Genomic DNA, 25,529 nt, shown 5'->3' with positions numbered 1-25,529 from the left:
AAGGATGAAGATAAAAAAGCAGCTAAAGAAGGAAGAGATTAAACGAAAAAGAGCGGTTGCAGTATCGGCAGCAATTGCAGTTTTAATGCCCTATATGGTTTATGTGCTAAGCAGCGAAGGAATATTTATAGGATGGGAGATATATTTTGCCTATTTTTATGCAGCCTTTGTTGATTTTTTAGTGCTTATAAACATATTTAGAACTTTGTCTGATGGAAAATTTTCTTATTCAATATATAATCAAAAGATTAGAATAAAGGACAGCATCTTTTCATCTCCCGTTTCAATTAATTTAAATAAGATAGTATATGTTGATGTATCTGAAAGGCCTCAGAAGGATTTTGAGGTACTTTTAATAATGGATAAGGGTAAAAGAAGCAGGGGATTTTTTGAATTTGACAGCAGCTTTGTTAAGATGAAAAGTGCCTACAAAGATACCTATAACTACCTTCATGAAAAATATAGCGGCAGGAAGTTTTTCTGCTATGCAGTTAAAAAAGGAGAAAGCAGAAAATATCATATGCTTTATATTCTATATAAAAACTGCTATGAGGCTCAGTTTTCTCAAAGGGCAATTGAATATATAAAAACTTTTATTGAAGAGTATAATTTATCGTAATATATGTATGCTCCCTAAAATAAATTTAAAAGAGATAAAAATTTTAGGGAGATGGAATTTTGAATAAAATATTATATGTAACACTTATTGCTACATTAGTTTGCGGAATAGGTACAGGATTTGGTGCTGTTATTGCTACTCTTTTTAGAAAGTCAAGCAGCATTTTAATGTCTATGATTATGGGAATTGCAGGAGGAATCATGCTCTCAGTTGTAACCTTTGACCTTATACCAGAGGCTATACTTATGGGAGGGATGAATACTACTCTGCTTGGAGTTTTTATTGGAGTTGCTTTTGTCGTTGTTTTGGATTTAACCCTTCCTCATACGAAGTTGATGAAAAAATATGGAAGCACTGTAAAAACTGCGCTACTCCTTGGACTTGGTCTTGCAGCCCATAATTTTCCAGAAGGCCTTGCTATTGGTTCGGGGTTTATGGGAGGAAAAGCTCTCGGTTTTGAACTTGCAATTGTAATTGGCCTTCACGATATTCCAGAGGGTGCTGCAGTAGCATCACCTCTTTTAAAGAGCAGGCTGTCAAGAGCAAAGATTATTTTGCTAACAGCGATGACTGCAGTTCCAACATCTATTGGTGCCTATGTTGGAGCGCTGCTTGGAGAAATATCTTCAACCTTTATAACGCTGTGTCTTGGATTTGCAGGAGGAACTATGCTTTATATTGTATGCGGAGAGCTTATTCCAGAGAGCAAAGATTTATTTAAGGGCATATTTTCAACCCTGTCGATTATAATAGGAGTTGTGATAGGCATATTAATTACAATGGCAATGTAAATTGTTTTACTTTTGGAGGGAAAGATGGAAACAAAGGTTTACTATATAGACGAAAAGAATGATGAAATTATAAAAGAAGCTTCTAAGGTTATAAGAAGTGGCGGGACAGTTGTATTTCCAACGGAAACGGTTTATGGCCTTGGAGCCAATGCCCTCGATTATAAGGCGTGCCTTAAAATATTTAAAGCAAAGGGAAGACCTCAGGATAATCCTCTTATTGTACATGTTGCTGATTTTGATATTTCAAATTATGTAAAAAATGTACCCGAAAAAGCACAGATTTTAATGGAAAACTTTTGGCCAGGGCCCTTAACTATTATAATGCCAAAATCTGATATTATTCCTGATGAAGTAACAGCAGGGCTTAAAAACGTTGCTTTAAGGATGCCTTTAAATAAAATAGCAAGAAAGCTTATAACCTATTCAAATCTTCCAATCGCTGCTCCAAGTGCCAATATATCAGGAAGACCAAGCCCTACATCTATAGAGCACTGTATTGAGGATTTAAATGGAAAGGTAGATATGATAATAGGAGGAGAGAGATGTGAAGTAGGTCTTGAATCTACAGTTGTTGATACGAGCGACGGCAATGTAACAATTCTTCGCCCGGGAGCTGTAACTAAGGAAATGATGGAGGAAGTTGTTGGGAATGTATTTATAGATTCTGCTGTTTTAGACAGATTAAAGGAAGGAGAAAAGCCAAGGGCACCAGGAATGAAGTACAGGCATTATGCGCCTAAATCCCCTCTTATAATAATACAGGGAGATTTAAAAAGTTCAGTTTCATATATAAACGAAAAGATTGATGAAAACAATGTAAAAGGATTAAAAACAGGAGTTTTAGCAACGGATGAAACATTTAAAGAATATAAAGGAGAATTAAAGATTTCCGTTGGAAGTCGAAAAAAACCTGGAATTATCGCTGCAAACTTGTTTGATTGTTTGAGAGAATTTGATAAAATAGATGTAGACATCATATATGCAGAGGGATTTAATGAAGATGGAATAAACCTTGCAATAATGAACAGACTGAAAAAAGCTGCAGGATATAATATAGTGAAGGTTTAGGAGGAGACTATGAAGCTGCTTTTTATATGCACAGGAAATACTTGCAGAAGCTGCATGGCTGAAGCAATAGCAAAGAGTGAAGCTAAAAAAATGAATTTAGATATTGAAATATCATCAGCAGGAATTCATGCTTTAAAGGGAGACGGTGCATCTAAAAATGCAGTTTTAGTTATGCAGGATATGGGAATTGATTTATCCTGCCATATTGCAAGACCGGTTTCAGAGGGTATTTTAGAAGAAAGCGATATTATTCTTACAATGACAAAATCTCATAGGGATATTATTTTATCGATGTTCCCTTTTGTTTCAGGGAAAATATTTACGATAATGGAATACGCAGGTTATGATGGAGATGTTGTTGATCCCTTTGGAGGAGATTATAATACTTACAAAGAATGTGCAGTACAGCTTAAGAATTTAATAGACAAAATTTTGGATATAATAAGGAAAGATAGGGCACTATAGGTGTCTTAGCTTTCCTTTTTTGCTGTATTTAATTTTATCATTTAAAAATAATATTGTTAAGTGTTAATTATTAATGTAAAATAGTATTTTGAGTGTAGGAGGGATACTAATGAAATTAGCTATAGGATGCGATCATGGAGGATATGAGCTTAAACAATCTATTTTAAAACATCTAAACAGCAGAAAAGTTGATTATAAAGACTTTGGATGTTTTTCAACAGATTCCTGTGATTATCCTGATTTTGCATTAGCTGTATCAGAGTCAATAATATCTGGAGAATGTGACAGAGGAATACTTATATGCGGTACAGGAATTGGAATTTCAATTGCTGCAAATAAGGTTACCGGAATTAGAGCAGCTCACTGTACAGATGTTTACAGTGCAAGGATGGCAAGACAGCACAACAATGCAAACATAATAGCAATTGGAGGAAGAATTACAGGAGAAGCTATTGCCCTTGAGATGGTGGATGCATTTATAGATACTGAATTTGAGGGTGGAAGGCATGGAAAAAGAGTTGAGAAGATAGCAAAGGTTGAAGAAAAATATATGATTAGGAGGAATATGGAAATGGATGAAAGAGTAACAGTGATTAGCCATCCATTGATTCAGCACAAACTTGCAATAATAAGAGATAAAAATACAGGTTCAAAGGAATTCAGAGAACTTCTATCAGAAGTTGCTATGCTTATGTGCTACGAGGTTACAAGGAATTTTCAGCTTGAGGATGTTGAAATAGAAACTCCTATATGCAAAATGAATGCAAAGATGCTTACAGGAAAAAAAGTTGCAATCGTTCCTATTCTTCGTGCAGGCCTTGGAATGGTTGATGGAATGTTAAAGCTTGTTCCAGCAGCTAAGGTTGGACATATAGGATTATACAGGGACCCAGAAACTTTAAAGCCTGTAGAATACTACTGCAAGCTTCCAACCGATATTGAAGAAAGAGAAGTTATTATTACTGATCCTATGCTTGCAACAGGCGGCTCTGCTGCTGATGCTATAACACTTCTAAAGAAAAAGGGTGCAAGGAACATAAAATTAATGTGTCTTATTGCTGCACCAGAGGGTGTTAAGGCTGTCAGAGAAGCTCATCCTGATGTTGACATTTTTGTTGCAAACATAGATGAAAAGCTTAACGACCATGGATATATAGTTCCCGGTCTTGGAGATGCCGGAGATAGAATATTTGGAACGAAGTAGGTGTACTATGAGACCTTCATGGGATGAATATTTCATGGATATTGCACAGATAGTTAAAAAAAGGTCAACCTGCTTAAGAAGGCAGGTTGGAGCTGTAATAGTAAAGGACAACAGGATTTTGACTACAGGATATAATGGTGTGCCGCCTAAGATGAGGCACTGTGAGGAAATAGGATGCTTAAGGCAAAAGCTTAATATACCTTCTGGAGAGAGGCATGAACTTTGCCGTGCCCTTCATGCTGAGCAGAATGCCGTAATACAGGCTGCAAAATATGGTATATCAGTGGAAGGTTCTACTATATACGTTACAGCACAGCCCTGCGTTATTTGTGCCAAGATACTTATAGCATCGGGAATAAAAAGAATCGTATTTAATGGAGATTATCCCGATGAATTATCCCTTAGTATGCTTGAAGAATCTGGAATAGAAATTAAAAAGCTGTGAATTTCACAGCTTTTTTTATAAAGAAAGATGTAAATAAATGTTTTATATGATAAAATGATTTTGTGTAGTTTTACTAAGGATGTGAAATCATGATACGATATGGAGCAATATTTGTCTTGTCAGCTCTTATTTCCTTTGCAATTACTCCATTAATTAAAAAACTTGCAATAAATCTTAAGGCTATAGATATTCCTAAGGATGATAGAAGAATTCATAATAAACCTATTCCGAGGATGGGAGGACTTGCAATATATATATCCTTTGTTTCTGCAGCTCTTTATTTTTCAAATTTTGACAAAAACGTAGCAGGGATTGTGTTTGGAAGTACGATACTTGTAATAGGTGGCATAGTCGATGATATAAGGAGTTTAAGACCTATTTACAAGCTAATATTTCAAATTTTATCCGTATGCGTTCTAATTGCCTTTGGAATTACAGTAAAAAGTATAACTGTACCTTTTCTGCCGGGTGATGGGTATATTTATATTGGGTATTTTGGAATACCTGTAACTATATTATGGGTTGTTGGGATTACAAATGCAATTAACCTAATAGATGGTCTCGATGGTCTTGCCTGCGGTATATGTCTAATATCTTCAATTACTCTCTTTGGAGTATCTTTAATAAGTGGAAGATATACAGCTGTATTGCTTACTGCAGTTCTTGCAGGGAGTTGCTTTGGATTTTTACCTTATAATTTTAATCCAGCTTCGATTTTTATGGGAGATACAGGTTCACAGTTTTTAGGATTTGCACTTGCAGCGATATCTATACAGGGAGCAATAAAATCTGCAGCAGCAGTTGTTGTTGCAGTTCCTATACTTGCCCTTGGAATACCAATATATGATACATTATTTGCAATGATTAGAAGAAGAATAAATAATAAGCCCATTATGCAGGCAGACAGAGGACATCTGCATCACAGGCTTTTAGATATGGGTTTCTCTCAAAAACAAGTAGTATTTATAATGTATTCAATAAGTGTTGTACTTGGAACTACGGCGCTTATGGCTATGATGCTTACTGCTAAAAAATCCTTTGCACTTTTAATAGTTGTATGCTCAATAACCCTTGCTTTTGGAATTGAAATTGGACTTTTTAGCAGAAAAACTAAAAATTGATGCGGGGTGTGAAAATGGATAAAATAAAGGTTATGACTGTTTTTGGAACACGTCCTGAGGCTATAAAAATGGCTCCTCTTGTTAAAAAACTTGAGGAAAATCAGCATATTGAATCTATAGTGTGCGTTACAGCACAGCATAGAGAAATGCTTGATCAGGTACTGAATTTTTTTAATATAAAACCTGATTTTGATCTTAATATAATGCAGGAAAGGCAGTCACTTTCAGGCATAACAAACAGGGTTCTTGAAAGATTAGAGGATATTATAATTAAAGTAAGACCTGATATAATACTTGTTCATGGAGATACTACTACAACCTTTGCAGGAAGCCTTGCAGCATTTTATAATAAGGTTAAGGTTGGACATGTTGAGGCAGGACTTAGAACATTTAACAAATACTTTCCTTTTCCAGAGGAGATGAATAGAAAACTTACAGGAGCTTTATCGGATTTACATTTTGCTCCTACATTGACTTCAAAGGAGAATCTTTTGAGGGAAGGGATAAATGAAGAAGATATATTTATAACAGGAAATACTGTTATCGATGCAATGGCATCAACTGTAAAAGAGGATTATGTTTTTGAAACTCAGGAACTTAACTTTATAGATTTTAAAAACAAAAAGGTTATTATGATGACAGCCCATAGGAGAGAAAATTGGGGAGAGCCTCTTGAAAATATATGCAGCGCTGTAAAAGAAGCTGCACAAAGGTATAAAGATGTTGAATTCATATATCTTGTACACTTAAATCCTATAGTTAAAGAAACAGCCTACAGAATTCTTGGAGATGTTAATAATGTGCATCTTTTACCTCCTCTCGATACTAAGGAAACTCATAACCTTATGAATAAAGCTTATTTGATTATGACGGATTCTGGAGGCCTGCAGGAAGAAGCACCTCATCTTGGAAAGCCCGTTTTAGTTTTAAGGGATGTTACTGAGCGTCCGGAAGCTGTTAAAGCTGGAACTGTAAAGGTAATTGGAACAAATAAGCAGGATATTATAAATAATATATCGCTATTGATAGAAAATGAAAGCCTATATTGCGAAATGGCAAATGCTGTTAATCCTTATGGAGATGGAAAGGCTTCACAAAGAATTGTTGATGCTATACTTTATTATTTTGGAGTAAAAAGAGAAAAACCTTTGGATTTTTATCCAGTTAAAAAGAAGTAGACGGTAAGTTTACTTCTTTTTTTTATGGGAAAAATATTAATAAGGATGAATAACTTATAAAAATCATGTCAACAATTACAATATAAGGGAGGGATTGGTATGAAAAAATGGGGTATTCTATTCTTGATTTTAATCTCAATCATATTTCTAAATTATAACAATGATGTTTATGGGATTTCTCCTATTGAAAAAACATTTAAATTAACTGGGGCGGAGTTTATGGTCCTTAATGTTGAGGGAAAAGGTATTATTAAAACATCGGATAAACCCTTTGAAATTGTTAAAAAAATTTTTGATTTTACAAAGGAATCTAAAGAATATACTATCAAACAGGAAAAAGATTTTGCTGAGCTTTCTTATTTAAAAGAGGATTATGATATAAAAATAATTGCGAGAAAAATAGAAGATGAAAATAAAGTATATGTATGCTTTGAATTATCACAATATGAAGGTATTATGAATATTAATAATATTAGGAGGACTATCAATAGTGCTTTTTCTATTTACGAAATTAAGCCCTCCTTTTGTACTTTTATACAAGGAAAATATAATGAAAATATGACGAATGAAAAAATGAAGGAGAAAGCTTTAAAAGCAATTGTTGAAAGCGGCAGCAGATTAATAGACAATATTGAGGACAGGAGCCTTGTCAGCTTTTATGGTTACAATCCATATTTAAAAGACAGGGTACTTGTTAATTCTGAGCCTATTAATATAAATGTTGCTTTAAGATACAGCGCAACGGAGGGCTGCACATACATATGGATAGGTAATCCAGTTATAAATGCAGAGTATTAGAATGAATGGAGGAATAATATGGACAGAATTTTGATTTCAGGCGGTAATAGATTGACTGGAAAAGTAAAAATCAGTGCAGCTAAGAACTCAGTCTTGCCTATTATTGCAGCTTCCCTGCTTTGTCCCTTTGAATGCAAACTTGAAGGCATACCCTTTCTTGATGATGTATTTGTAATATGTGATGTGCTGCGTTCTATAGGGTCAGAAATAAGTTTAAATAAAAAATCCAATAAAATTATAATAAAATCTGATAATATTTCTACTATAGAGCCTCCCTATGAACTCGTAAGAAAGATGAGGGCATCTTTTCTGGTAATAGGACCTCTTTTATCAAGATTTGGAAGGTGCAGAATATCCCTCCCTGGAGGGTGTAATATAGGAACCCGCCCAATAGATTTACACCTTAAAGGGTTTTCAGCCCTTGGTGCAGAGGTAAGATTAGGTCATGGATATGTCGAAGCTTCCTGCAAAAAGCTAAAGGGCGCTAAAATTTATCTCGACTTTCCATCAGTAGGAGCAACAGAAAATATAATGATGGCAGCAACTCTATCACAGGGAGAAACTATAATTGAAAATGCCGCTGAAGAGCCCGAAGTTGTGGACTTATCGAATTTTTTAAATAGTATGGGTGCAAATATAATTGGAGCAGGTACTGATACAATAAGAATTGAAGGTGTAAAAGAGTTAAAGGGCACAGTTCATCAGGTAATTCCTGACAGAATAGAGGCGGGAACCTATATGGTTGCTGCAGCTATAACACAGGGGAATGTTGTTGTTGAAAATATAATTTTGGAACATATAAGGCCTGTAATAGCAAAACTTCAAGAAGCTGGGATTACAGTTATTGAGGAACAGAATAGAGTAAAAGTTATTGCAGAGGATTTTCCTAAATCAGTTGATATAAAAACTCTTCCCTATCCTGGATTCCCAACAGATATGCAGGCACAGTTTATGGCACTTATGAGCATTGCTAAAGGTACATCAATTATTACTGAAACGGTTTTTGAAAATAGATTCATGCATGTTACAGAGCTTAAAAGAATGGGAGCCAATATAAAAATAGACGGCAGAAGTGCCGTAGTCGAAGGAGTTCCAAGGCTTACAGGGGCGCAGGTTAAAGCTACTGATTTAAGAGCTGGGGCAGCCCTTGTTCTTGCAGGCCTTGTTGCAGATGGTAAAACTGAAATAAGCGATATACATCATCTCGATAGAGGTTATGTTAATATAGTTGAAAAATTACAATCCCTCGGAGCAGATATTCAAAGGGTTGAGAGTTAGTAGAATGAAATTCAAAAATTAGCAATTCACTTTTGATTTAAGATGAATTGCTAATTTTTATTAAAATTTAATATTTTTTATAATCTATTCACATCATTACTTAAAACATTAAGAAAAAAGAAAAGACATTCTATTTTGCTGCAGTTGGAATAAAAAGCTATTAAGAAGGGCCTAATTATTTTCTAATAACTTTATTAATTTATCTTCTGTATACATATCTTCTTCATCAATACAGAAAAATTTTATATTTAAATTATATTCTTTTAATAGTTTTTCTATTTCTTCGATAAATACACCTTTTCCTTTTACCATTTTTAAGTCATTAATCTTTTCGTCAATTCCAAATTCACATCCCACTTCACCGCCCCATTTTAAAGATGAACAGGTTTTATTAACTCCGCAGCTTGGGCTTCCATCTATACCTATTATTCCATCGATTCTATAATCGTTTTTAATATAATGTCTTATTTGATTTAAGTAGGGCATAAATATTTCTTTGCAGTGATTCCTAAAATAGGGGGTATCAAACTGCTCCTTAACGTGTCCCCATCTTTTAATTCCATAAAAGGTTACTTCAGGGCAGGGAAGCTGAATAATGCCATATCCTTCATCTATTAAATATTTTAATATTTTATTTAAAGCCCCTTCATATAAAGCAAGCCCTTCAACCTTTGAATTGCAGTTTAAAATGCAGTGGCATAAAAATATAATCTTTTTTTCTCTTTTCAAATATTTCACCTTCTTTTGTGTAATCATAACTTTATAATATATAACCTTTATAATCTATTCAATAGAAATAATAAATTATAACATAATTATTTTAAAATATATATTATAGGGAAATATGTTTATAAATACCAAAATATGTCTAATTAATAAAAATATTTTTATTTATTGAAGAATTATGTAAAATATGTTAAAATTAAAAAACAATTATAATTTTTAAAAGGAGGTAGTACAATTGTTTCAAAATTTAAAAATTAGAAGAAAGTTAAGTATTTCTTCAGGGGTGCTTATATTTTTTATAATTGCAACATCATTATTTTCGTATATACAAATTAAAAAGGGAAAAGATGCATTAACATACATGTATAAAGATAGACTTCTTGCCATTAGATATTTAATAGATAATAAAAACCATGCAAGGGCAGTTGAAGCGGATATATACTATATAATTTTAAATGTTGAAGATAAAAATATTCAGCAGGAGAGAATTAAGGATATAGAAGAAAGAGTATCCCAATTTAATGATAACTTTGAAAAATACAAGGCTACAAAGCTTGATGAATTTGAAAAAAAACTTATACCTGAAATAGAAGAAAAACTTAAAATTTACAGAGAAAAAAGACAGAACGTTTTAAAATTAGCACAGGAAGGAAAAGATAAAGATGCATTAAATGAATATAAAGCTTTAGAAGGAACAGCAAATGATTTTATAAAAAAATTAGAAGAACTTGCAGAGTATAATATTAAGGTTGCAGAGAATATTAATGCACAAAATAATAGTGATTATAATAGAATGATAGTTTTATTTTTAATAATTGTTTTCGGGGCTATTATAATTGGGATTCTATTTTCAAGCTTTATTTCAAAGGGAATATCCTATCCTTTAGGGCTTGCAATTGATCATTTAGGGCTTGTTGCCTCTGGGGATTTTACAAGGGAAGTTCCAGATGCTTTTCTAAATAGAAGAGATGAAATAGGTTCCCTTGCAAAGGCTGTTGATAACCTTCAAATAAATTTAAGAAGTCTTATAGATAAAATTCAAAGTGAATATAAAGAAATTAATGAATCTGTAATAAAAGAAAAATCAGATATAGAGAATCTTACTTCCAATATAGAAGAGGTTTCAGCTACAACTGAGCAGCTCTCAGCTTCCATGGAAGAGACGGCAGCTGCTTCTCAGGAGATGGCAGCAACTTCTAAGGAAATAGAAAAGGCAGCATTATCTATAGCTGATAAATCTCAGGAAGGTGCAGTTGTTGCTGGTGAAATAAGAAAAAGAGCTGAAGATACGAAAATAAATGTTGAAAATTCACAAAAAAGGGCTCTGGAACTTTTTTTATCATCCAAAGAAAAGCTTGAAAAGTCTATGGAAGAGTCAAAGGTAGTGGAAAAAATAAATGAATTGTCAAGTGCAATAATGCAGATAACCGACCAGACAAATCTTTTAGCACTTAACGCTGCAATTGAAGCTGCAAGAGCAGGAGAGGCTGGAAGAGGTTTTTCAGTGGTTGCTGAAGAGGTTAGAAAGCTTGCTGAACAATCGAGGGAAACGGCTTCACAAATACAAGGCATAACTGTAAAGGTAATACAGTCGGTAAAGGAATTATCTTTAAATGCCAGCTCGTTGTTAAATTTTATGTCAACGGATGTTGATAAGGATTATAAGATGCTTCTTGATGTGGCACATAAATATAGCGAAGATGCAAAATTCGTTGATAATCTTGTTGAAGAGTTTAGTTCAACTTCACAGGAGCTTTCAGCATCAATAAATGAAGTTTTAAAAACTATTGACAGTGTTGCTCAGGCTTCAAGTGAAGGGGCTCAAGGCACAACAGATATAGCACAAAGAATATCCAATATAAGCGTAATTTCCAATCAAGTATTAAATAAAAGCGAAAGTACAAAAGAAAGCGCAGAAAAATTAAAAATAGAGATTGCAAAATTTAAAATTTAAATTTTAAAAATTTTATATAATAACAATTAAAATAATTTGAATGGAATGATTATATGAAATTAAAAACTAAGCTGTATATAGGTATTCTTGTAATACCCACCCTTTTTTTAATATTTTTTTCTTTACTTTCCTATTATAAAGTTTCTGAGTACATACTTAAAGAAAATGAAGATAAAGTTGAAAATTTTGCTACACTACAGGGAGATAATATAAATATTTTTCTTAAGGGAGAAATAAAGGATATTAGTTATTATATAAACAGTGATAGTAATGAAAAGGATGATATTAAAATTTTAAAATATATAGGCTATGCTATTGTTTTAGACGAAAGCAAAGGAACAATTTTAAAAGGTAGATTAGAAGATATAAAGAATTTTATTAAAATTAATAAATTAAGCTTAGATTATGAAAATTGTTTAGTTAAGAGTTTTGATAAATACCCATGTATTAGTATAGCATATAAAAGCGGCAATACATCGGGAGAAATTTTATTTGCAATAAACAATATATTTTTTGAACAATTACTAAAAAAACTTAATTTAGGAAAGAGCGGCTATGTTTATGCTACAGATAAAAATGGAATAATTCTTTATCACCCTGATAAGAATAGAATAGGTACATTTACTCAAAATAATGTACTTATTGATATTTTAAATAAAAATAATATTGGTGATAAGATTTATACAGGATATTTTTACTATGAAGGTAAAGATAAATTTTGTGCTATAAAATTTTTAAAGGATTTTTCAGTATATTATGTTGCTGTACAAAATGTTGAAGAAATAAAAAGAAATGCTTATAAAAGTGCATCCTATATTATACTGTTTGGTTTTATTATTATATTTACAGCATCAGTTTTTGGCAGGATTATTTTGAATTCAATAATAAATCCCATTAGGAGTTTAATTAATGAAATAAATAAAAGCGACATTAAAAATATGAAATTATTAATTTATAAAGATAATGGTGATGAAATTTCAAAACTTTATGAGGCTTATAACGATATGACTCTAAGATTAACAGACAGCTATTCAGAGCTTGAAGCTTTATATGAAGAAATATATGCACAGGATCAGGAGCTTCAGACACAATTTGAGGAGTTAAAGGAATCAGAGGAAAGGCTTGAGTTTTTGAGCCTTCATGACTATCTTACAGGGCTTTACAATAATGCATATTTTTACAAAGAAATTGAAAAGTGTACGAAAGATGATTACCCTATAAGCATTATTATGGCAGATTTAAACGGCCTTAAAATTATTAATGATACTTTAGGACATGAGGCTGGAGATAAAGCTATAGTTAAATCCTCTGAAATTTTTAATCAGGTTATAAAAAATAAAGGCATTGTTGCAAGGCTTGGAGGAGATGAGTTTGCTGTACTTTTAAAGTTAACAGACGCAAAAGAAGCTGATATTCTTATTAATAGAATGAGAGAAAAGATTTATGAGTATAACGCAAATTTAAATGGCAATGCTCCCTTGTCTATTTCCTTTGGATTTGCAACGGCAGCTTATGAAAAAAATCTTTTAGAGGTTTTAAGGATGGCAGATGATGAAATGTATAGGGACAAGCTTTTGAATACTAAAAGTTCTAAAAGCAATATGATGGATATGATTCTTGAAACATTAAGGGAAAAGGATTTTATAACTAAGGGTCATACTGACAGGGTTAAAGAGCTTTGCGGTATTGTTGGAAGAAAACTATATTTAAATCCTAAGCAGATGAACAATCTTTTACTTCTTTCAGAAGTTCATGATTTAGGTAAGATAGGCATACCAGATTCTATTTTAATTAAACCTGGTAAGCTTGATGATGACGAATGGGAAATAATGAAAAAACACAGCGAAAAAGGATATAGGATAGCATTGGCAATACCTGAATTAGCAAATATTGCGGAGCTTATTCTAAGACACCATGAAAGATGGGATGGAAGGGGATATCCATTAGGATTAAAAAGTGATGATATTCCTATAGAATGTAGAATTTTATCCGTTGTAGATTCCTATGATGCTATGACAAATACAAGACCCTATAATAAACCAAAAACTAAAGAAGAAGCGATAAATGAGATAAAAAGATGCAGCGGTACACAGTTTGATCCTATGATAGCTGAAATTTTTATTGATATAATTTCTAATATAGACTAAAAATAAAGGAGGAAATGATATGATAGTGTGGAAGGATGAATATTCAATAGGAGTTGAGCATATTGATAATCAGCATAGGCATTTAGTTGAAATTGCAAATAAAGCCTATGATGTATTAGAAAATCAATTTTATACTGATAAGTATGATAAAATTGCTGAGATATTAGATGAGCTTAAGGGATATACTGTTTTGCATTTTAGGGACGAAGAAGAACTTATGACGAATTTAAAATATAAAAAATTTCTCTCCCACAAGGTTGAACATGATGATTTTATAAATAAAGTAAAAAGTATAGATTTAGAGAAGGTTGATTTGAATCAGGAAAAATATCTTTTAGATATTGTGAATTTTATAGTTGACTGGCTTGTTAGCCATATAATAGAAAAGGATAAACTTATAACTCAGGATAACCTATAAAAAATTTGCAGCTGGTAATTATCAGCTGCAAATTTTTTGCATACTTTTATTTTTTCTATAATAAAATTCTATAGGGAGTTGTCCTTCGCTATAAAGGGGGAGTTGAATGAGAAAGATAGGGTACTATGTTATTCTTGTTATATTTTTAATGATAATAATTCCTGTAATTATACTTGGAGGAGTAGATAACGGTATCAAAATACCAGGTATAATAAACAGATTTTCAAGTTACATAGAAAGTCTTCCGCAGCAAACACAATATACGCAGGAAAGTGGAGGGCCTAAAATAAAAGTATATGTTGAGGACCAAAAAAAAATAGTTGAAATGTACATGGAGGAATATTTAAAAGGTGTTGTTGCAGCGGAAATGCCTGTTTCGTTTAATGAAGAAGCCTTAAAAGCACAGGCTGTTGCAGCAAGAACATTTGCCTACTCACATATGATTGTAAATAATGGTACCGGCTGTACAAAGCATCCCGGTGCAGATGTTTGCAGCGGTGTTCACTGTCAGGCATGGATGTCTAAAGAAGAGAGATTTAAAAACTGGAATCCTGATGATGCTAAAGCTAACTGGGATAAAATAACGAAAGCTGTTGATGATACAAAGGATATTGTTTTAGCTTATAAGGGAGAACTTGCAAAAAGCATATTATTTCATTCTACAAGCGGAGGTAAAACGGAAAATTGTGTAAATGTTTTTGGATATCAGGTTCCTTATCTTATCAGTGTTGACAGCCCTAATGAAGAAGAAGCCCCAAGCTTTCAGACAAAGGTTGTAATGAAAAGGGAAGAGTTTATAAATAGAATAAAACAGCTGAATTCAAAAACTAAAATAAGTAATACAAACCTATCGTCCCAAGTAAAAATAATAGAATATACAGAAGGGGGAAGGGTAAAGACTTTAAAGGCTGGAGACAAAACCTTCAGCGGAGTTGATATAAGATGGGCAATGGGATTGAACTCAGCCAATTTTTCTATTTCAATCGATTCTAAAAATATTACATTTAATGTTAAAGGTTATGGACATGGAGTTGGCATGAGCCAATGGGGAGCAAATGAGATGGGGAAGAGGGGTAAAAAGTATGATGAGATTTTAAAACACTATTATACTGGAATTGAAATAATAAACATTAATGATATTTTAAAGAATAAAAATTAATAAAATTGGGCATCTTACATATGTAAGATGCTTTATTTTTTCTATCAAAAAATTTTTTTAATATCCATGTATTATATTCCATAATCTGGACAAACTATATAATGGAGGTGCCTATATGGGAATTAAAAACATGTTTAAGAAATCATCAAAAATCTTTGACCGAGAGGGTTTTTACGTTGTCTTATTCGTATGTCTTTGCATCGTTGCCGTAACTGCAGTGTACATATCAAAAAATAACGGTTCAACTGCAAGAAAGAGTGCGGAATCTCAAAAGCAGCAGCAGATGCAGCAGCCTGATACATCACAGCCCCAATTTGTTGAAGAAGACAAAAAAGTTAATGAAACACCGGTATTAAAACAGGAGGATAAAAAAGTAACAACTGTAGAAAAAAATACTACAGAAAAAACTGCATCGGATAAAGGAACAACTAATAATAAGAGTGCTCCAAGTAAAACTGTTGCATCTTCAATATCTTTAAAATTGGATATGCCAGTTGCTGGAGAGATAGTGAAAAAGTTTGATAAAGAAAATCTTCAATTCTCAAATACGATGCAGCAATGGGAAACTCATGAGGGTGTCGATATAGCCTGTGACCTTGGATGTGAAGTAAAAGCATCTGCAAATGGAAAAGTTGTTGACGTTTTAGATGATAATACGCTGATACCGGGCATTAAAGCAGGATATGGTTTAAAAGTAATAATTGATCATGAAAATGGGCTTAGAACAGTATACTGCAACCTCGACAGCGATGTAAAAGTTAAAAAGGGCGATACGGTAAAAAAGGGTCAAGTAATTGGAGTTGTTGGTGATACAGCTGTCAGGGAATCGGTTGCTGTAGAGGGAAGCCACCTGCATTTTGTTGTACTAAAAAAATCTGGCAAAGATTATATAACAGTTGATCCACAGGATTTTTTGCACTGATTATCTAAAAATACAGGAGGCTTGCAGACTTGCCCTATGGGAAGTTTGTCAAGCACTCTTTTTTTGAATTATTCTACTAATTTATATTATAAATGGCTTCATATCAACATATTATTTTAAAAGAAGCATTTGAAGGAGGTACACCAATTGAAGGACTATATTGAGGAAAGGGTACTTGAAGTAGCTAACTATATAATCGATTCAAAGTCTACTATAAGAAAAGCTGCTAAAATGTTTGGAGTAAGTAAAAGTACTATACACAAGGATATAACAGAAAGGCTGCCTAAAATAAACCCTCAAATTGCAAAGGAAGCAAAGAAAATTCTTGATATCAATAAAGCCGAAAGGCATTTGAGAGGCGGTAGAGCAACGAAAATGAAGTATAAATCTGCCAATGCATGAAAAATAATTGCTCCCTGCTAAAATATCCTAAAAATAAAGAAGGATTTTGGCGATTTATATAGAAGTAATTATTGTATTATGCGTGAGTAGGGAGTGAAATTATGGGATTGTTTAGTATCAATAGTGATATAGGTATAGATTTAGGAACTGCAACTATCCTTGTATTTATAAAGGGAAAAGGAATCGTACTTAAAGAACCTTCGGTTGTAGCTTTAGACAGCAGCACAAATAAGGTACTTGCTGTAGGAGAAGAAGCAAGGAGAATGATAGGGAGAACTCCCGGCAATATTATAGCGAAAAGACCTTTAAGAGATGGAGTTATATCAGATTATGATTCTACTGAAAAGATGCTTAAGTATTTCATTAAAAAGGCCTATGGCTCTATAGGGTGGGGAAAACCGAGAGTGGTTGTTTGTATTCCCTGTGAGGCTACAGAGGTTGAAAGAAGGGCTGTTAGAGATGCAGCAATAAATGCAGGTGCAAGAAAGGTATATCTTATAGAAGAACCTATTGCAGCTGCTATAGGAGCAGGTCTTGATATATCAAAACCAAGCGGGTGCATGATAGTTGATATAGGCGGGGGTACTACCGATGTTGCTGTTATATCTCTTGGAGGAATGGTTGTTAGATCTTCATTGAAGGTTGCAGGAGATAAGTTTGATGAATCTATAATAAGATATATAAGAAAACAGCATAAAATAATGATAGGTGAAAGAACAGCCGAAGATATTAAAATTAATATAGGATGTGCTTTTAAACGAGATGAAGATCTTTCTATGGAAATCAAGGGAAGAGACCTTATAAGCGGACTTCCTAAAAATATTATAATTTCTTCTGAAGAAATAAGGTTTGCTCTTGAAGAGCCTATTAATGCAATAGCAGAGTGTATACATTCTGTTCTTGAGAAAACTCCTCCAGAGCTTGCAGCTGATGTGAGTGAAAAGGGAATTGTTATGACAGGAGGAGGATCTCTTCTTTGGGGACTTGATAAATTTGTTGAATCAAGAACTCATGTTCCGGTAAGAGTAGCCGATGATGCAGTATCCTGTGTGGCTCTTGGGACAGGCAAATCCTTAGAAAATTTAGATAAACTTGAAGACCTTACAGCCGCAGGTTATTGATAAAGCTGCCCTAATCAGGGCAGCTTTTAACCTGATAAGTTGTATAGTTTATGAAAAGAAAAAGTAAACATTTGAAATTTATTTTAGTATATATTATTATTAAATAAATATAATTTGGGGGTGGGGAAATGAAGGATGATGTTAAATGCATAATAAGAAGCGGACTTTTGCTTGCAGTTGCAATAGTATTTCAAACTATAGGAAGGAATATACCATCGATTAACCAATTTATCGTAGGCCCTGTTATTAATGCAATACTTCTTATAGCTACTTTTATGTGCGGAATATGGTGGGGAGTTGCAATAGGTGTTTTAACACCATGGACAGCGTGGATTTTAGGGCAGCTTCCGCAGCCTATGGGACCTTTTATTCCTTTTATTGCACTTGGCAACGCACTATATGTTGTTGCTTTTGGAGTTTTAAGGCATTATAAAAAATGGGGGAAGATATCAGGCTATCTTTTAGGCTCAGTTTTAAAATACTTATTCTTATATATTTCTGCATTAAAGCTTATATACTTGTTCAAAATAAATCTGCCATCTAAAGTTGCATCAAAACTTGCTGTAATGATGGGCATTCCTCAACTAATTACTGCACTTGTTGGCGGAGCAATAGCTCTAATATTAATTGAAATGCTTAAAAAAAGAAATATAAAATTGGAGGAGTAATATATGGAAAACATCGATATACAAAGGATACTCCCTCATAGATATCCTTTTTTATTAGTAGATAGGATATTAGAAATTGAGGAAGGGAAAAGAGCAGTTGGAGTAAAAAATGTTACAGTAAATGAACCTTTTTTTCAGGGGCATTTTCCGGGGAATCCTATAATGCCAGGAGTATTAATTGTTGAAGCAATGGCACAGGTTGGAGGAGTTGCAGTGCTGTCTTCTAAAGAAAATGAAGGTAAACTTGCAGTACTTGCTGGTATTGAAAATATGAGATTCAGAAAGCAGGTTGTACCAGGAGATGCCCTTTATATGGAAGCTGAGCTTGTTGCTATGAAAAGAGGCATAGGGAAGGCAAAGGTTTTAGCAAAGGTTGAGGGAAAAATTGCAGCAGAAGGTCAGGTCATGTTTGCAATTATAAACGGATAGCATAGCTATCCGTTGTTTTTTTTGCATGCCATTATAAGGCTTGTTGAAATCACCTCTGACATTTTCATTATAAAGCTCAGCCTTGTATTTCTGATTGTGAACAAATCGCTGTTATCAATGCTGTCTACTATTCCAACAATCGATATGTTGCCTACATAGGGAAGGGCTTTCCCTACCCCCTTCCCTGGATGTACAGGCCCTAATTTAACCTGAATATCCCCAATGCACTCTTCGTAACCAAGACATGCATCTATAGCAATGATAAAATGCTTGGGATAATTTTTCTTTATATTAAATATTACAGATTCAAGATTAATTGCATGAGCAGGACTATCGAGAGTTCCAATTACAGGGTATGGGAAATGGCTTTTTAAAAGTGCAGTCCCAACTAATGGACCAAGACAGTCACCGATACATTTGTCGGTACCAATACAAAGGATAAGGGTTTTTTCCTCAAGAAATTGAGAAATATAATCAGCCAAAGCAATACACGCGTTATCGTCGAGATAATTTACACGAAGCCCAAGGCTATCTGCATTTTTATTGAACAAATAATTCACCCCCATGTTTATATATATAGTGTAGGGTGAACATTTTATTACTAAAATTATTGTATAGTGTCTGCAAAAAAATGGCATACTATAAACTGAGACAGCCTGATATGATATCAAATGAACTTTATTAAATAAAATAAGAAAAACTGAGATAGAATTCTTTAAGTCTCATATTTGTTAAATTCAAAAAGAAGATAAATTTTATAGATCCTATATATTTTTGATTAGAATTGTTTATAGGAAAAAGGAGGTAAATATGAAAAGAACTATTCTCAGCGCTTTAGTTGTAATAATTACTCTGATTACAGTTGTTGCTATGACTACTTTTAAAAACGATTATGCACCTCAAACCTATAATACTATAGATGAGGTGCAGCAAAATAATATATCTGATGGAACTGGATATATATTTGATGATTTTGGAAAGGGAATTAACCTGTCTTTAAATTGAAATAGTGCATCTTAGGATATATCAGCTTCATATTAAGATAACTTTCGTACTAGATTTTTCTGCAAAAAGGATGGTAATTTCTGCAGTATTAATTATTTTGGCTACTGCATATATCTCTTATTTTTTCCTTATCCCAAAGATTTATTTGATTGGTATTTCTTATTGCTCCCATAATGTTTTCTTTTATGTCCGGTATATCGTGCCTCATGTTTTTTATAAAGTCCTTAAAGTATTGACGGTTTGTGTTTCCGTTAGCAGGGCATGGATTTTTAACTATAGGCAGCTTTAGCTTTTTTATTTCTCCATATATATCTATTTCCTCAACATATACAAAGGGACGTATTAAATAAATATCCTTCTTATCAAGATGCACAACGGGAGAGAAAGTATTAATCCTTCCTTCAAAGAAAAGGGACATTAAAAAGGTTTCTACAACATCATCGCTGTGATGTGCATAGGCTACCTTATTATACCCCATAGCCTTTGCTGCATTGTTAAGTGCACCTTTTCTCATATTTGCACAAAGTGAGCAGGGATTTTTCTCTTTCCTTGCTTCAAAGATTATTTTTCCTATTTGTGTATCAACTATATTGTAGGGAACATCTATTTCCTTGCAGAAGTCTATAAGCTCTTTTGGGTTATAATTATCAAAGCCGAGGTTTACAGTAATAGCACTTAGCTCAAACTTTTCAGGAGAAAACCTTTGGTACTGTTTTAAGGCATATAATAAAAGAACGCTGTCTTTACCTCCTGAAAGTCCAACGGCTATTTTATCGTTATCCTGTATCATATTAAAATCTTGTATTGCCCGGCGCATTCTTCCAAGTATCTGCTTCAAATCAAACACCGCCTTGTATTTTATTCTCTGTCTCTTTCAATAACAGCTTTAGGTTATATAGCTGAAATTAATTATATATTAAAATACTGTTTTATTAAAGTACAATATATAGAATATAATATTTACGCAGCACAGATATTTAAAGAATACAATAGGAAAAGAGAGATATAAGATTATAATTTGAAATAGAGGCGTGATTTGAGAATTGAATTGTAACGATATATTATGTATACTTAATATTGTCGCTAAACGGTGCGGCAAAAAAATGGGAGCATAGCTCAGCTGGGAGAGCATCTGCCTTACAAGCAGAGGGTCATAGGTTCGAGCCCTATTGTTCCCACCATATATGCCGGCTTAGCTCAATCGGTAGAGCAACTGACTTGTAATCAGTAGGTTATTGGTTCGATTCCGATAGCCGGCTCCATATTCGGAGGGATTCCCGAGCGGCCAAAGGGGGCAGACTGTAAATCTGTTGTCAGTGACTTCGATGGTTCGAATCCATCTCCCTCCACCAAAAAGACGCAAAAAGCGTCTTTTTTTATTTTTTGTTTATATTACAAACAGGCAATTTATAACATGAGCCTTAACTTGTTTTGATAAAATAATAATAGATAATGTAATTTAAAGAAGGTAAGTATACGGTTATAAATTCAACAGAGTTCAAAAATAATGTGGGAAAGTATTTGCAGATTTCACAAAGTTAAGAAGTAATACTCAATTTAATTTATATATTTCTATTGACATATAATACTTTATGTGCTACTATTGCTTAGTAAAAATCAATATGTATGTTAACTCTTATCAAGAGAGGCGGAGGGACTGGCCCGATGAAACCCGGCAACCTGCGAAAGCGAGGTGCCAATTCCAGCAGAATCTTTGTGTTCTGAGAGATGAGGGTATTGAAAAAATCGCCTCTTCTGTCAGAAGGGGTTTTTATTTTACATAAAAGGAGGATAAAAAATGGTTAAAAGGTTATTTACTTCAGAATCAGTTACTGAAGGCCATCCAGATAAAATATGCGACCAGATATCCGATGCAGTACTTGATGCTATAATTGAAAACGACCCAGAGGCGAGGGTTGCATGCGAAACAGCAGTAACAACTGGAATGGTTCTTGTTATGGGAGAAATATCAACTAAATGTTATGTTGATATCCCAAAAATAGTTAGAAGGACAATAGAGGAGATTGGCTATACAAGAGCAAAATATGGTTTTGACTGCGATACTTGTGCGGTTATTACATCTATAGATGAGCAGTCGGCAGATATTGCCCTTGGTGTTGATAAAGCTCTTGAGGCTAAAAAAGGTGAAATGGAAGCGATTGAGGCAATTGGTGCAGGAGATCAGGGAATGATGTTTGGTTTTGCATGCAATGAAACTCCTGAGATGATGCCTCTTCCAATAGCTATGGCTCACAGACTCTCAAGAAGACTCTCAGAGGTTAGAAAAAACGGAACATTAGATTATTTAAGACCTGATGGAAAGACTCAGGTTACTGTTGAATATCATGATGATAAACCAGTTAGAATAGATACAATAGTTGTATCAACACAGCACAGCCCAGAGGTTACTAGAGAGCAGATTGAAAGGGATATTATTGAACATGTTATAAGAAAGGTTGTTCCTTTAAATCTTCTTGATGAAAACACAAAATACTATATAAACCCAACTGGAAGATTTGTTGTTGGAGGACCACAGGGAGATTCAGGACTTACTGGAAGAAAGATTATAGTTGATACTTACGGAGGATATGGAAGACACGGCGGTGGTGCTTTCTCTGGAAAGGATCCAACAAAGGTTGACCGTTCTGCAGCCTATGCAGCAAGATGGGTTGCTAAGAACCTTGTAGCTGCTGGAGTTGCTGATAAACTTGAAATAGAGCTTGCCTATGCAATAGGTGTTGCAAGACCAGTTTCAATAGAAGTTGATACTTTTGGAACAGGTAAGATTTCAGATGATAAGATAGTTGATATTATAAATAAAGTTTTCGATTTAAGACCAGCTGCAATAATTAAAAATCTAAACCTTAGAAGACCTATATACAGACAGGTTGCAGCTTATGGACACTTTGGAAGAACAGATATTGATCTTCCATGGGAAAAACTCGACAAAGTTGATGCTATTAAAAAGGCTTTAGAAGAATTGAAGTAATTTAAAGGGCTTGGAACTAAGAATTTAGTACCAAGCCTTTTTTATCTTGTAAGATTCTTTTAAAATTTTATAAATTGAATTTTATAAAAATAACAGTTCTTAAGTGAAGTTTTTATAAAGAAAAATCAGCAAATCTTTTTTCCCTTTACAAAAACATTTTTAATATTTATATCCTCATCGAATATTACTATATCAGCATCGAAATTTTCTTTAATAACTCCTTTTTTATTATCTAACTTTAAAAGCTTTGCAGGGTTTGAGGAAACCATTTTAACTGCTTCATACAAAGGTAGATTAAGATGTTTTACAGCATTATAAAGGGCTTTATTTAAAGTTAGTGTTGAGCCGGCGAGGGTTCCATCCTTTAATCTTGCCTGACCATCCTTTACATAAACCTCCTGCCCGCCAAGACTGTAAATTCCGTCGGAAAGTCCTGCAGCCATCATGCTGTCTGATATTAGAATAATTTTTTCAATTCCTTTTACCTTTATTGTACTTCTTGCTGCGGCATAGTGGACATGTATCCCATCGAGTATCAGTTCAGCTGTAACGTCGCTGTCAAACACACCTCCGACTATTCCAGGTTCTCTGTGGTGAAATCCTGTCATTGCATTGAAAATGTGGGTACAGTGAAGAGCACCTGCCTCATATCCTTTTATAAAATCCTCATAATTTCCTTTTGTATGCCCGATAGATGTTACTATATCAAGCTTTTTAAGTTCTTTTATAAGCCCAATTGCGCCCTCTTCCTCTGGGGCGATGGTTAATAGTTTTATGTTTTTAATGTAATCTTCAGCTATGTGTTTTAGTGTATCGAGGGAAGGCTTTTTTATGTATTTAGTATCCTGTGCTCCTGCCATATATGGGGATATAAAGGGGCCTTCAAGGTTTATTCCAAGCAGATTTGCACCTTCAGTTTTTCCTATCGCTTGTGAAATGCTTTTAACAGCATTTTTTATTTTTTCAGTATCTTCAGTCATTGTTGCAGGAAGAAAGGAAGTTACACCGTATTTTATTAGAGATTTTGACATTTCATTTACTGCATCAAAACTTCCTTCCATACAATCGAACCCTTCAATTGCATGTATGTGAACATCTATAAAACCGGGGGATACATATAATCCTTCAGCATCTATTGCATCATCAAAGTCATATTTCCCTTCATATATCTTTATAATCTTTCCATCTTCGATTTCAATAGAGCCCTTAACAATTTCATTTTCTTTTATAATTTTACCGTTTTTTATTATCATGCTTTTTACCTCCAAAAGTATTTCGAAACAAAGTTATTATATCAAATCAATCAAAATTTTTCCATGAGTTAAAATATATAGTTTTAGTTTTTATAAGGCTTTATTATATTTTGAAAATATTTAATAAAAAATTTTGTTTTCCATGTATTACTTTTTTCACCTTCAACAATTTATATAATTGAAAGGAGGTGAAAAGGATGGCAGTAAACGGAGTTAAAGTTTCATCTAATCTCGTTTTAAGGGTAAGAACAGGAGTTGACCAAAATGGTAATGACACCTTTGACACAACTACATTAAGAAAAATTAAGACTTCCTCATCAGACCAAGACTTATTTGACGTAGCACAGAGTATAGGGACACTCCTTAAAAACCCAATCGACGCAGTTTTAAGACAGGATGTAAACGAGCTTGTAAATCAGTAAGGATTTAAGGTTTACTTTAATGAAAGGAGGTGATTATCTTGACAAAGACTCTTCAGATGGTATTTCAAAACCAATCAGGAAATAACGTAACAATAAGTCTTCCAGATGTTAAGGAGGATTTGACAGCAGAAAACATAAAATCAGTTATGAACCTTATTATAGCAAAGAATGTATTCCAATCATCAGGTGGAGACCTTGTTGCTTTAATGTCTGCAAACATCGTATCAAGAGAAGTTGAGGAAATCAATGTAAGATAATCTTTAAAGCCGGAAGGAATCTTCCGGCTTTAAAATCAGGAGGTGAGTTTATGGAAGAGATGCTTAAAGAAATAGCCAATTTCGGCTTTCCTATAGTGCTTTCGGTATACCTGTTAGTCAGGGTAGAGGGAAAGCTTGAAAAGCTTACAGAGAGCATAAATGAGCTTTCTAAAGCAATAGCTTCCATAGGGAAATAATTTTTAACATTATTAGATGGAGGGGAAAATATGCCTTGGACATTAATTAATACAAAAACTGAATCTTATAACGCGCTTGATTGTGCAATAATGTTTAACAATGAAAAACATACTTCTTATATTGATTTTGGAACTTTAACTGCATCAGTTACAATATCAGTTATTACATCAGTTTTACTTAAGCCTATAAATAAAAATTTTGCACCGTGGGTTCAAGCTTGCTTAGAGGGCGTTGGAATATTTCTTGGAATAGATTCTATCTTAACGGCAATGGCTAATAATGATATTGCTAGTCAGAGAAACGCTATATTGCAGCAAATGAAAAATAATAATGGGGCAGGATTAATGAAAGTTGTTACACAAATTTATGAATATGATACAGGTAGTGGTAATGCTTCTACTTGGAAATCAGTAATGCAATATTTATATGAAGCATAGTAAAAGTCTCCCTTATTATGGGAGACTTTTGCTATGTTTTATATTATTATCATAT

At 33.5% G+C, this 25,529-nt stretch carries 29 protein-coding genes, 3 tRNA genes, 1 pseudogene and 1 riboswitch; of the genes and pseudogenes, 29 read left to right on the top strand and 4 right to left on the bottom strand.

The window, feature by feature from the left end; all coding sequences use genetic code 11:
* Window positions 1–4 precede the first annotated feature (4 nt).
* From B5D15_RS00485 to murA, 11 genes and pseudogenes are all read left to right on the top strand, one after another.
* Complete coding sequence (locus B5D15_RS00485; RefSeq protein ID WP_078695136.1) at window positions 5–619, top strand: hypothetical protein; 615 nt, start codon at window positions 5–7, stop codon at window positions 617–619.
* Between the two features lie 59 nt (window positions 620–678).
* On the top strand, window positions 679–1,410 hold the full coding sequence (locus B5D15_RS00480) for a ZIP family metal transporter (protein WP_078695135.1): 732 nt from the start codon (window positions 679–681) through the stop codon (window positions 1,408–1,410).
* 24 nt (window positions 1,411–1,434) lie between these two features.
* On the top strand, window positions 1,435–2,478 hold the full coding sequence (locus B5D15_RS00475) for an L-threonylcarbamoyladenylate synthase (protein WP_078695134.1): 1,044 nt from the start codon (window positions 1,435–1,437) through the stop codon (window positions 2,476–2,478).
* Between the two features lie 9 nt (window positions 2,479–2,487).
* Window positions 2,488–2,943, top strand: a complete 456-nt coding sequence (locus B5D15_RS00470) for a low molecular weight protein arginine phosphatase (RefSeq protein ID WP_078695133.1) — start codon at window positions 2,488–2,490, stop codon at window positions 2,941–2,943.
* Window positions 2,944–3,052: 109 nt separating this feature from the next.
* Window positions 3,053–3,475 (top strand): annotated as a pseudogene (gene rpiB, locus B5D15_RS15655) (ribose 5-phosphate isomerase B); the annotation flags it as partial.
* 39 nt (window positions 3,476–3,514) lie between these two features.
* On the top strand, window positions 3,515–4,147 hold the full coding sequence (upp, locus tag B5D15_RS15650) for a uracil phosphoribosyltransferase (RefSeq protein ID WP_242948661.1): 633 nt from the start codon (window positions 3,515–3,517) through the stop codon (window positions 4,145–4,147).
* A 7-nt stretch (window positions 4,148–4,154) separates the two neighbouring features.
* Window positions 4,155–4,592 carry a deoxycytidylate deaminase gene (locus tag B5D15_RS00460; RefSeq protein ID WP_078695131.1) on the top strand — a complete coding sequence of 146 codons (438 nt, stop codon included), beginning with the start codon at window positions 4,155–4,157 and terminating at the stop codon, window positions 4,590–4,592.
* An 89-nt stretch (window positions 4,593–4,681) separates the two neighbouring features.
* Window positions 4,682–5,713: a glycosyltransferase family 4 protein gene (locus B5D15_RS00455; protein WP_078695130.1), complete on the top strand. Its 1,032-nt coding sequence runs from the start codon at window positions 4,682–4,684 to the stop codon at window positions 5,711–5,713.
* Window positions 5,714–5,727: 14 nt separating this feature from the next.
* A complete protein-coding gene (gene wecB, locus B5D15_RS00450; protein ID WP_078695129.1) occupies window positions 5,728–6,891 on the top strand; it encodes a non-hydrolyzing UDP-N-acetylglucosamine 2-epimerase in 1,164 nt (387 codons plus the stop codon).
* A gap of 99 nt (window positions 6,892–6,990) precedes the next feature.
* On the top strand, window positions 6,991–7,689 hold the full coding sequence (locus tag B5D15_RS00445; protein WP_078695128.1) for a YwmB family TATA-box binding protein: 699 nt from the start codon (window positions 6,991–6,993) through the stop codon (window positions 7,687–7,689).
* Window positions 7,690–7,707: 18 nt separating this feature from the next.
* The gene (murA, locus tag B5D15_RS00440) at window positions 7,708–8,967 is read left to right on the top strand and encodes a UDP-N-acetylglucosamine 1-carboxyvinyltransferase (protein ID WP_078695127.1); all 1,260 of its coding nucleotides are present in this window, start codon (window positions 7,708–7,710) and stop codon (window positions 8,965–8,967) included.
* 171 nt (window positions 8,968–9,138) lie between these two features.
* On the opposite strand, the gene B5D15_RS00435 is transcribed toward murA, so the two are convergent.
* Entirely contained in the window at window positions 9,139–9,696 is a 558-nt protein-coding gene (locus B5D15_RS00435) for a CD3072 family TudS-related putative desulfidase (RefSeq protein WP_078695126.1), read from the bottom strand.
* A 232-nt stretch (window positions 9,697–9,928) separates the two neighbouring features.
* Between B5D15_RS00435 and B5D15_RS00430 the strand changes: the two genes are divergently transcribed.
* The 9 genes from B5D15_RS00430 (at window position 9,929) to fabZ (ending at window position 18,913) form a co-directional block, all read left to right on the top strand.
* Window positions 9,929–11,647, top strand: coding sequence for a methyl-accepting chemotaxis protein (locus tag B5D15_RS00430; protein ID WP_078695125.1), 1,719 nt, complete (start codon window positions 9,929–9,931; stop codon window positions 11,645–11,647).
* Between the two features lie 53 nt (window positions 11,648–11,700).
* Window positions 11,701–13,794 carry an HD domain-containing phosphohydrolase gene (locus B5D15_RS00425; protein WP_078695124.1) on the top strand — a complete coding sequence of 698 codons (2,094 nt, stop codon included), beginning with the start codon at window positions 11,701–11,703 and terminating at the stop codon, window positions 13,792–13,794.
* Between the two features lie 19 nt (window positions 13,795–13,813).
* On the top strand, window positions 13,814–14,212 hold the full coding sequence (locus B5D15_RS00420) for a bacteriohemerythrin (RefSeq protein ID WP_078695123.1): 399 nt from the start codon (window positions 13,814–13,816) through the stop codon (window positions 14,210–14,212).
* 106 nt (window positions 14,213–14,318) lie between these two features.
* A complete protein-coding gene (spoIID, locus tag B5D15_RS00415; RefSeq protein ID WP_078695122.1) occupies window positions 14,319–15,371 on the top strand; it encodes a stage II sporulation protein D in 1,053 nt (350 codons plus the stop codon).
* Between the two features lie 115 nt (window positions 15,372–15,486).
* Window positions 15,487–16,293, top strand: a complete 807-nt coding sequence (locus B5D15_RS00410; protein ID WP_078695121.1) for a M23 family metallopeptidase — start codon at window positions 15,487–15,489, stop codon at window positions 16,291–16,293.
* Window positions 16,294–16,440: 147 nt separating this feature from the next.
* Window positions 16,441–16,695 carry a sporulation transcriptional regulator SpoIIID gene (gene spoIIID / locus B5D15_RS00405; RefSeq protein ID WP_078695120.1) on the top strand — a complete coding sequence of 85 codons (255 nt, stop codon included), beginning with the start codon at window positions 16,441–16,443 and terminating at the stop codon, window positions 16,693–16,695.
* Between the two features lie 101 nt (window positions 16,696–16,796).
* On the top strand, window positions 16,797–17,816 hold the full coding sequence (gene mreB, locus B5D15_RS00400; protein ID WP_078695119.1) for a rod shape-determining protein: 1,020 nt from the start codon (window positions 16,797–16,799) through the stop codon (window positions 17,814–17,816).
* A 128-nt stretch (window positions 17,817–17,944) separates the two neighbouring features.
* Window positions 17,945–18,484, top strand: coding sequence for an ECF transporter S component (locus tag B5D15_RS00395; protein WP_078695118.1), 540 nt, complete (start codon window positions 17,945–17,947; stop codon window positions 18,482–18,484).
* 3 nt (window positions 18,485–18,487) lie between these two features.
* Window positions 18,488–18,913: a 3-hydroxyacyl-ACP dehydratase FabZ gene (gene fabZ / locus B5D15_RS00390; protein WP_078695117.1), complete on the top strand. Its 426-nt coding sequence runs from the start codon at window positions 18,488–18,490 to the stop codon at window positions 18,911–18,913.
* Window positions 18,914–18,918: 5 nt separating this feature from the next.
* Here fabZ and yyaC read toward each other — a convergent pair whose 3' ends face one another.
* Window positions 18,919–19,464, bottom strand: a complete 546-nt coding sequence (gene yyaC, locus B5D15_RS00385) for a spore protease YyaC (protein ID WP_278305433.1) — start codon at window positions 19,462–19,464, stop codon at window positions 18,919–18,921.
* Window positions 19,465–19,723: 259 nt separating this feature from the next.
* Here yyaC and B5D15_RS00380 point away from each other — a divergent pair, with 259 nt between their 5' ends.
* Window positions 19,724–19,918, top strand: a complete 195-nt coding sequence (locus B5D15_RS00380) for a hypothetical protein (RefSeq protein ID WP_078695116.1) — start codon at window positions 19,724–19,726, stop codon at window positions 19,916–19,918.
* An 88-nt stretch (window positions 19,919–20,006) separates the two neighbouring features.
* Here B5D15_RS00380 and B5D15_RS00375 read toward each other — a convergent pair whose 3' ends face one another.
* Window positions 20,007–20,756, bottom strand: a complete 750-nt coding sequence (locus tag B5D15_RS00375; protein ID WP_078695115.1) for a tRNA 2-thiocytidine biosynthesis TtcA family protein — start codon at window positions 20,754–20,756, stop codon at window positions 20,007–20,009.
* A 267-nt stretch (window positions 20,757–21,023) separates the two neighbouring features.
* Between B5D15_RS00375 and B5D15_RS00370 the strand changes: the two genes are divergently transcribed.
* From B5D15_RS00370 to metK, 4 genes are all read left to right on the top strand, one after another.
* Window positions 21,024–21,099: transfer RNA gene (locus tag B5D15_RS00370), tRNA-Val, on the top strand.
* A gap of 5 nt (window positions 21,100–21,104) precedes the next feature.
* Window positions 21,105–21,180 (top strand) — tRNA-Thr (locus B5D15_RS00365).
* Window positions 21,181–21,185: 5 nt separating this feature from the next.
* Window positions 21,186–21,270: transfer RNA gene (locus B5D15_RS00360), tRNA-Tyr, on the top strand.
* Window positions 21,271–21,551: 281 nt separating this feature from the next.
* Window positions 21,552–21,653, top strand: a riboswitch (SAM riboswitch).
* A gap of 63 nt (window positions 21,654–21,716) precedes the next feature.
* The gene (gene metK, locus B5D15_RS00355; RefSeq protein WP_078695114.1) at window positions 21,717–22,907 is read left to right on the top strand and encodes a methionine adenosyltransferase; all 1,191 of its coding nucleotides are present in this window, start codon (window positions 21,717–21,719) and stop codon (window positions 22,905–22,907) included.
* Between the two features lie 125 nt (window positions 22,908–23,032).
* Here the strand turns inward: metK and nagA are convergent, their stop codons facing one another.
* Window positions 23,033–24,160, bottom strand: coding sequence for an N-acetylglucosamine-6-phosphate deacetylase (gene nagA, locus B5D15_RS00350; RefSeq protein WP_078695113.1), 1,128 nt, complete (start codon window positions 24,158–24,160; stop codon window positions 23,033–23,035).
* A 197-nt stretch (window positions 24,161–24,357) separates the two neighbouring features.
* Between nagA and B5D15_RS00345 the strand changes: the two genes are divergently transcribed.
* From B5D15_RS00345 to B5D15_RS00330, 4 genes are read left to right on the top strand one after another with little or no spacing between them, the layout of a single operon-like run.
* The gene (locus B5D15_RS00345) at window positions 24,358–24,582 is read left to right on the top strand and encodes a DUF1659 domain-containing protein (RefSeq protein WP_078695112.1); all 225 of its coding nucleotides are present in this window, start codon (window positions 24,358–24,360) and stop codon (window positions 24,580–24,582) included.
* A 38-nt stretch (window positions 24,583–24,620) separates the two neighbouring features.
* Window positions 24,621–24,839, top strand: coding sequence for a DUF2922 domain-containing protein (locus B5D15_RS00340; protein ID WP_423236566.1), 219 nt, complete (start codon window positions 24,621–24,623; stop codon window positions 24,837–24,839).
* 50 nt (window positions 24,840–24,889) lie between these two features.
* A complete protein-coding gene (locus tag B5D15_RS00335; protein ID WP_078695111.1) occupies window positions 24,890–25,036 on the top strand; it encodes a YvrJ family protein in 147 nt (48 codons plus the stop codon).
* A 30-nt stretch (window positions 25,037–25,066) separates the two neighbouring features.
* A complete protein-coding gene (locus tag B5D15_RS00330) occupies window positions 25,067–25,474 on the top strand; it encodes a hypothetical protein (protein ID WP_078695110.1) in 408 nt (135 codons plus the stop codon).
* Window positions 25,475–25,529: the final 55 nt, after the last annotated feature.

This window comes from Caloramator quimbayensis (assembly GCF_900167605.1).
Classification (GTDB): domain Bacteria; phylum Bacillota; class Clostridia; order Clostridiales; family Caloramatoraceae; genus Caloramator_B; species Caloramator_B quimbayensis.
Note: the sequence above shows the minus strand (reverse complement) of the source record. Positions and strands in the feature narration are given on the sequence as shown.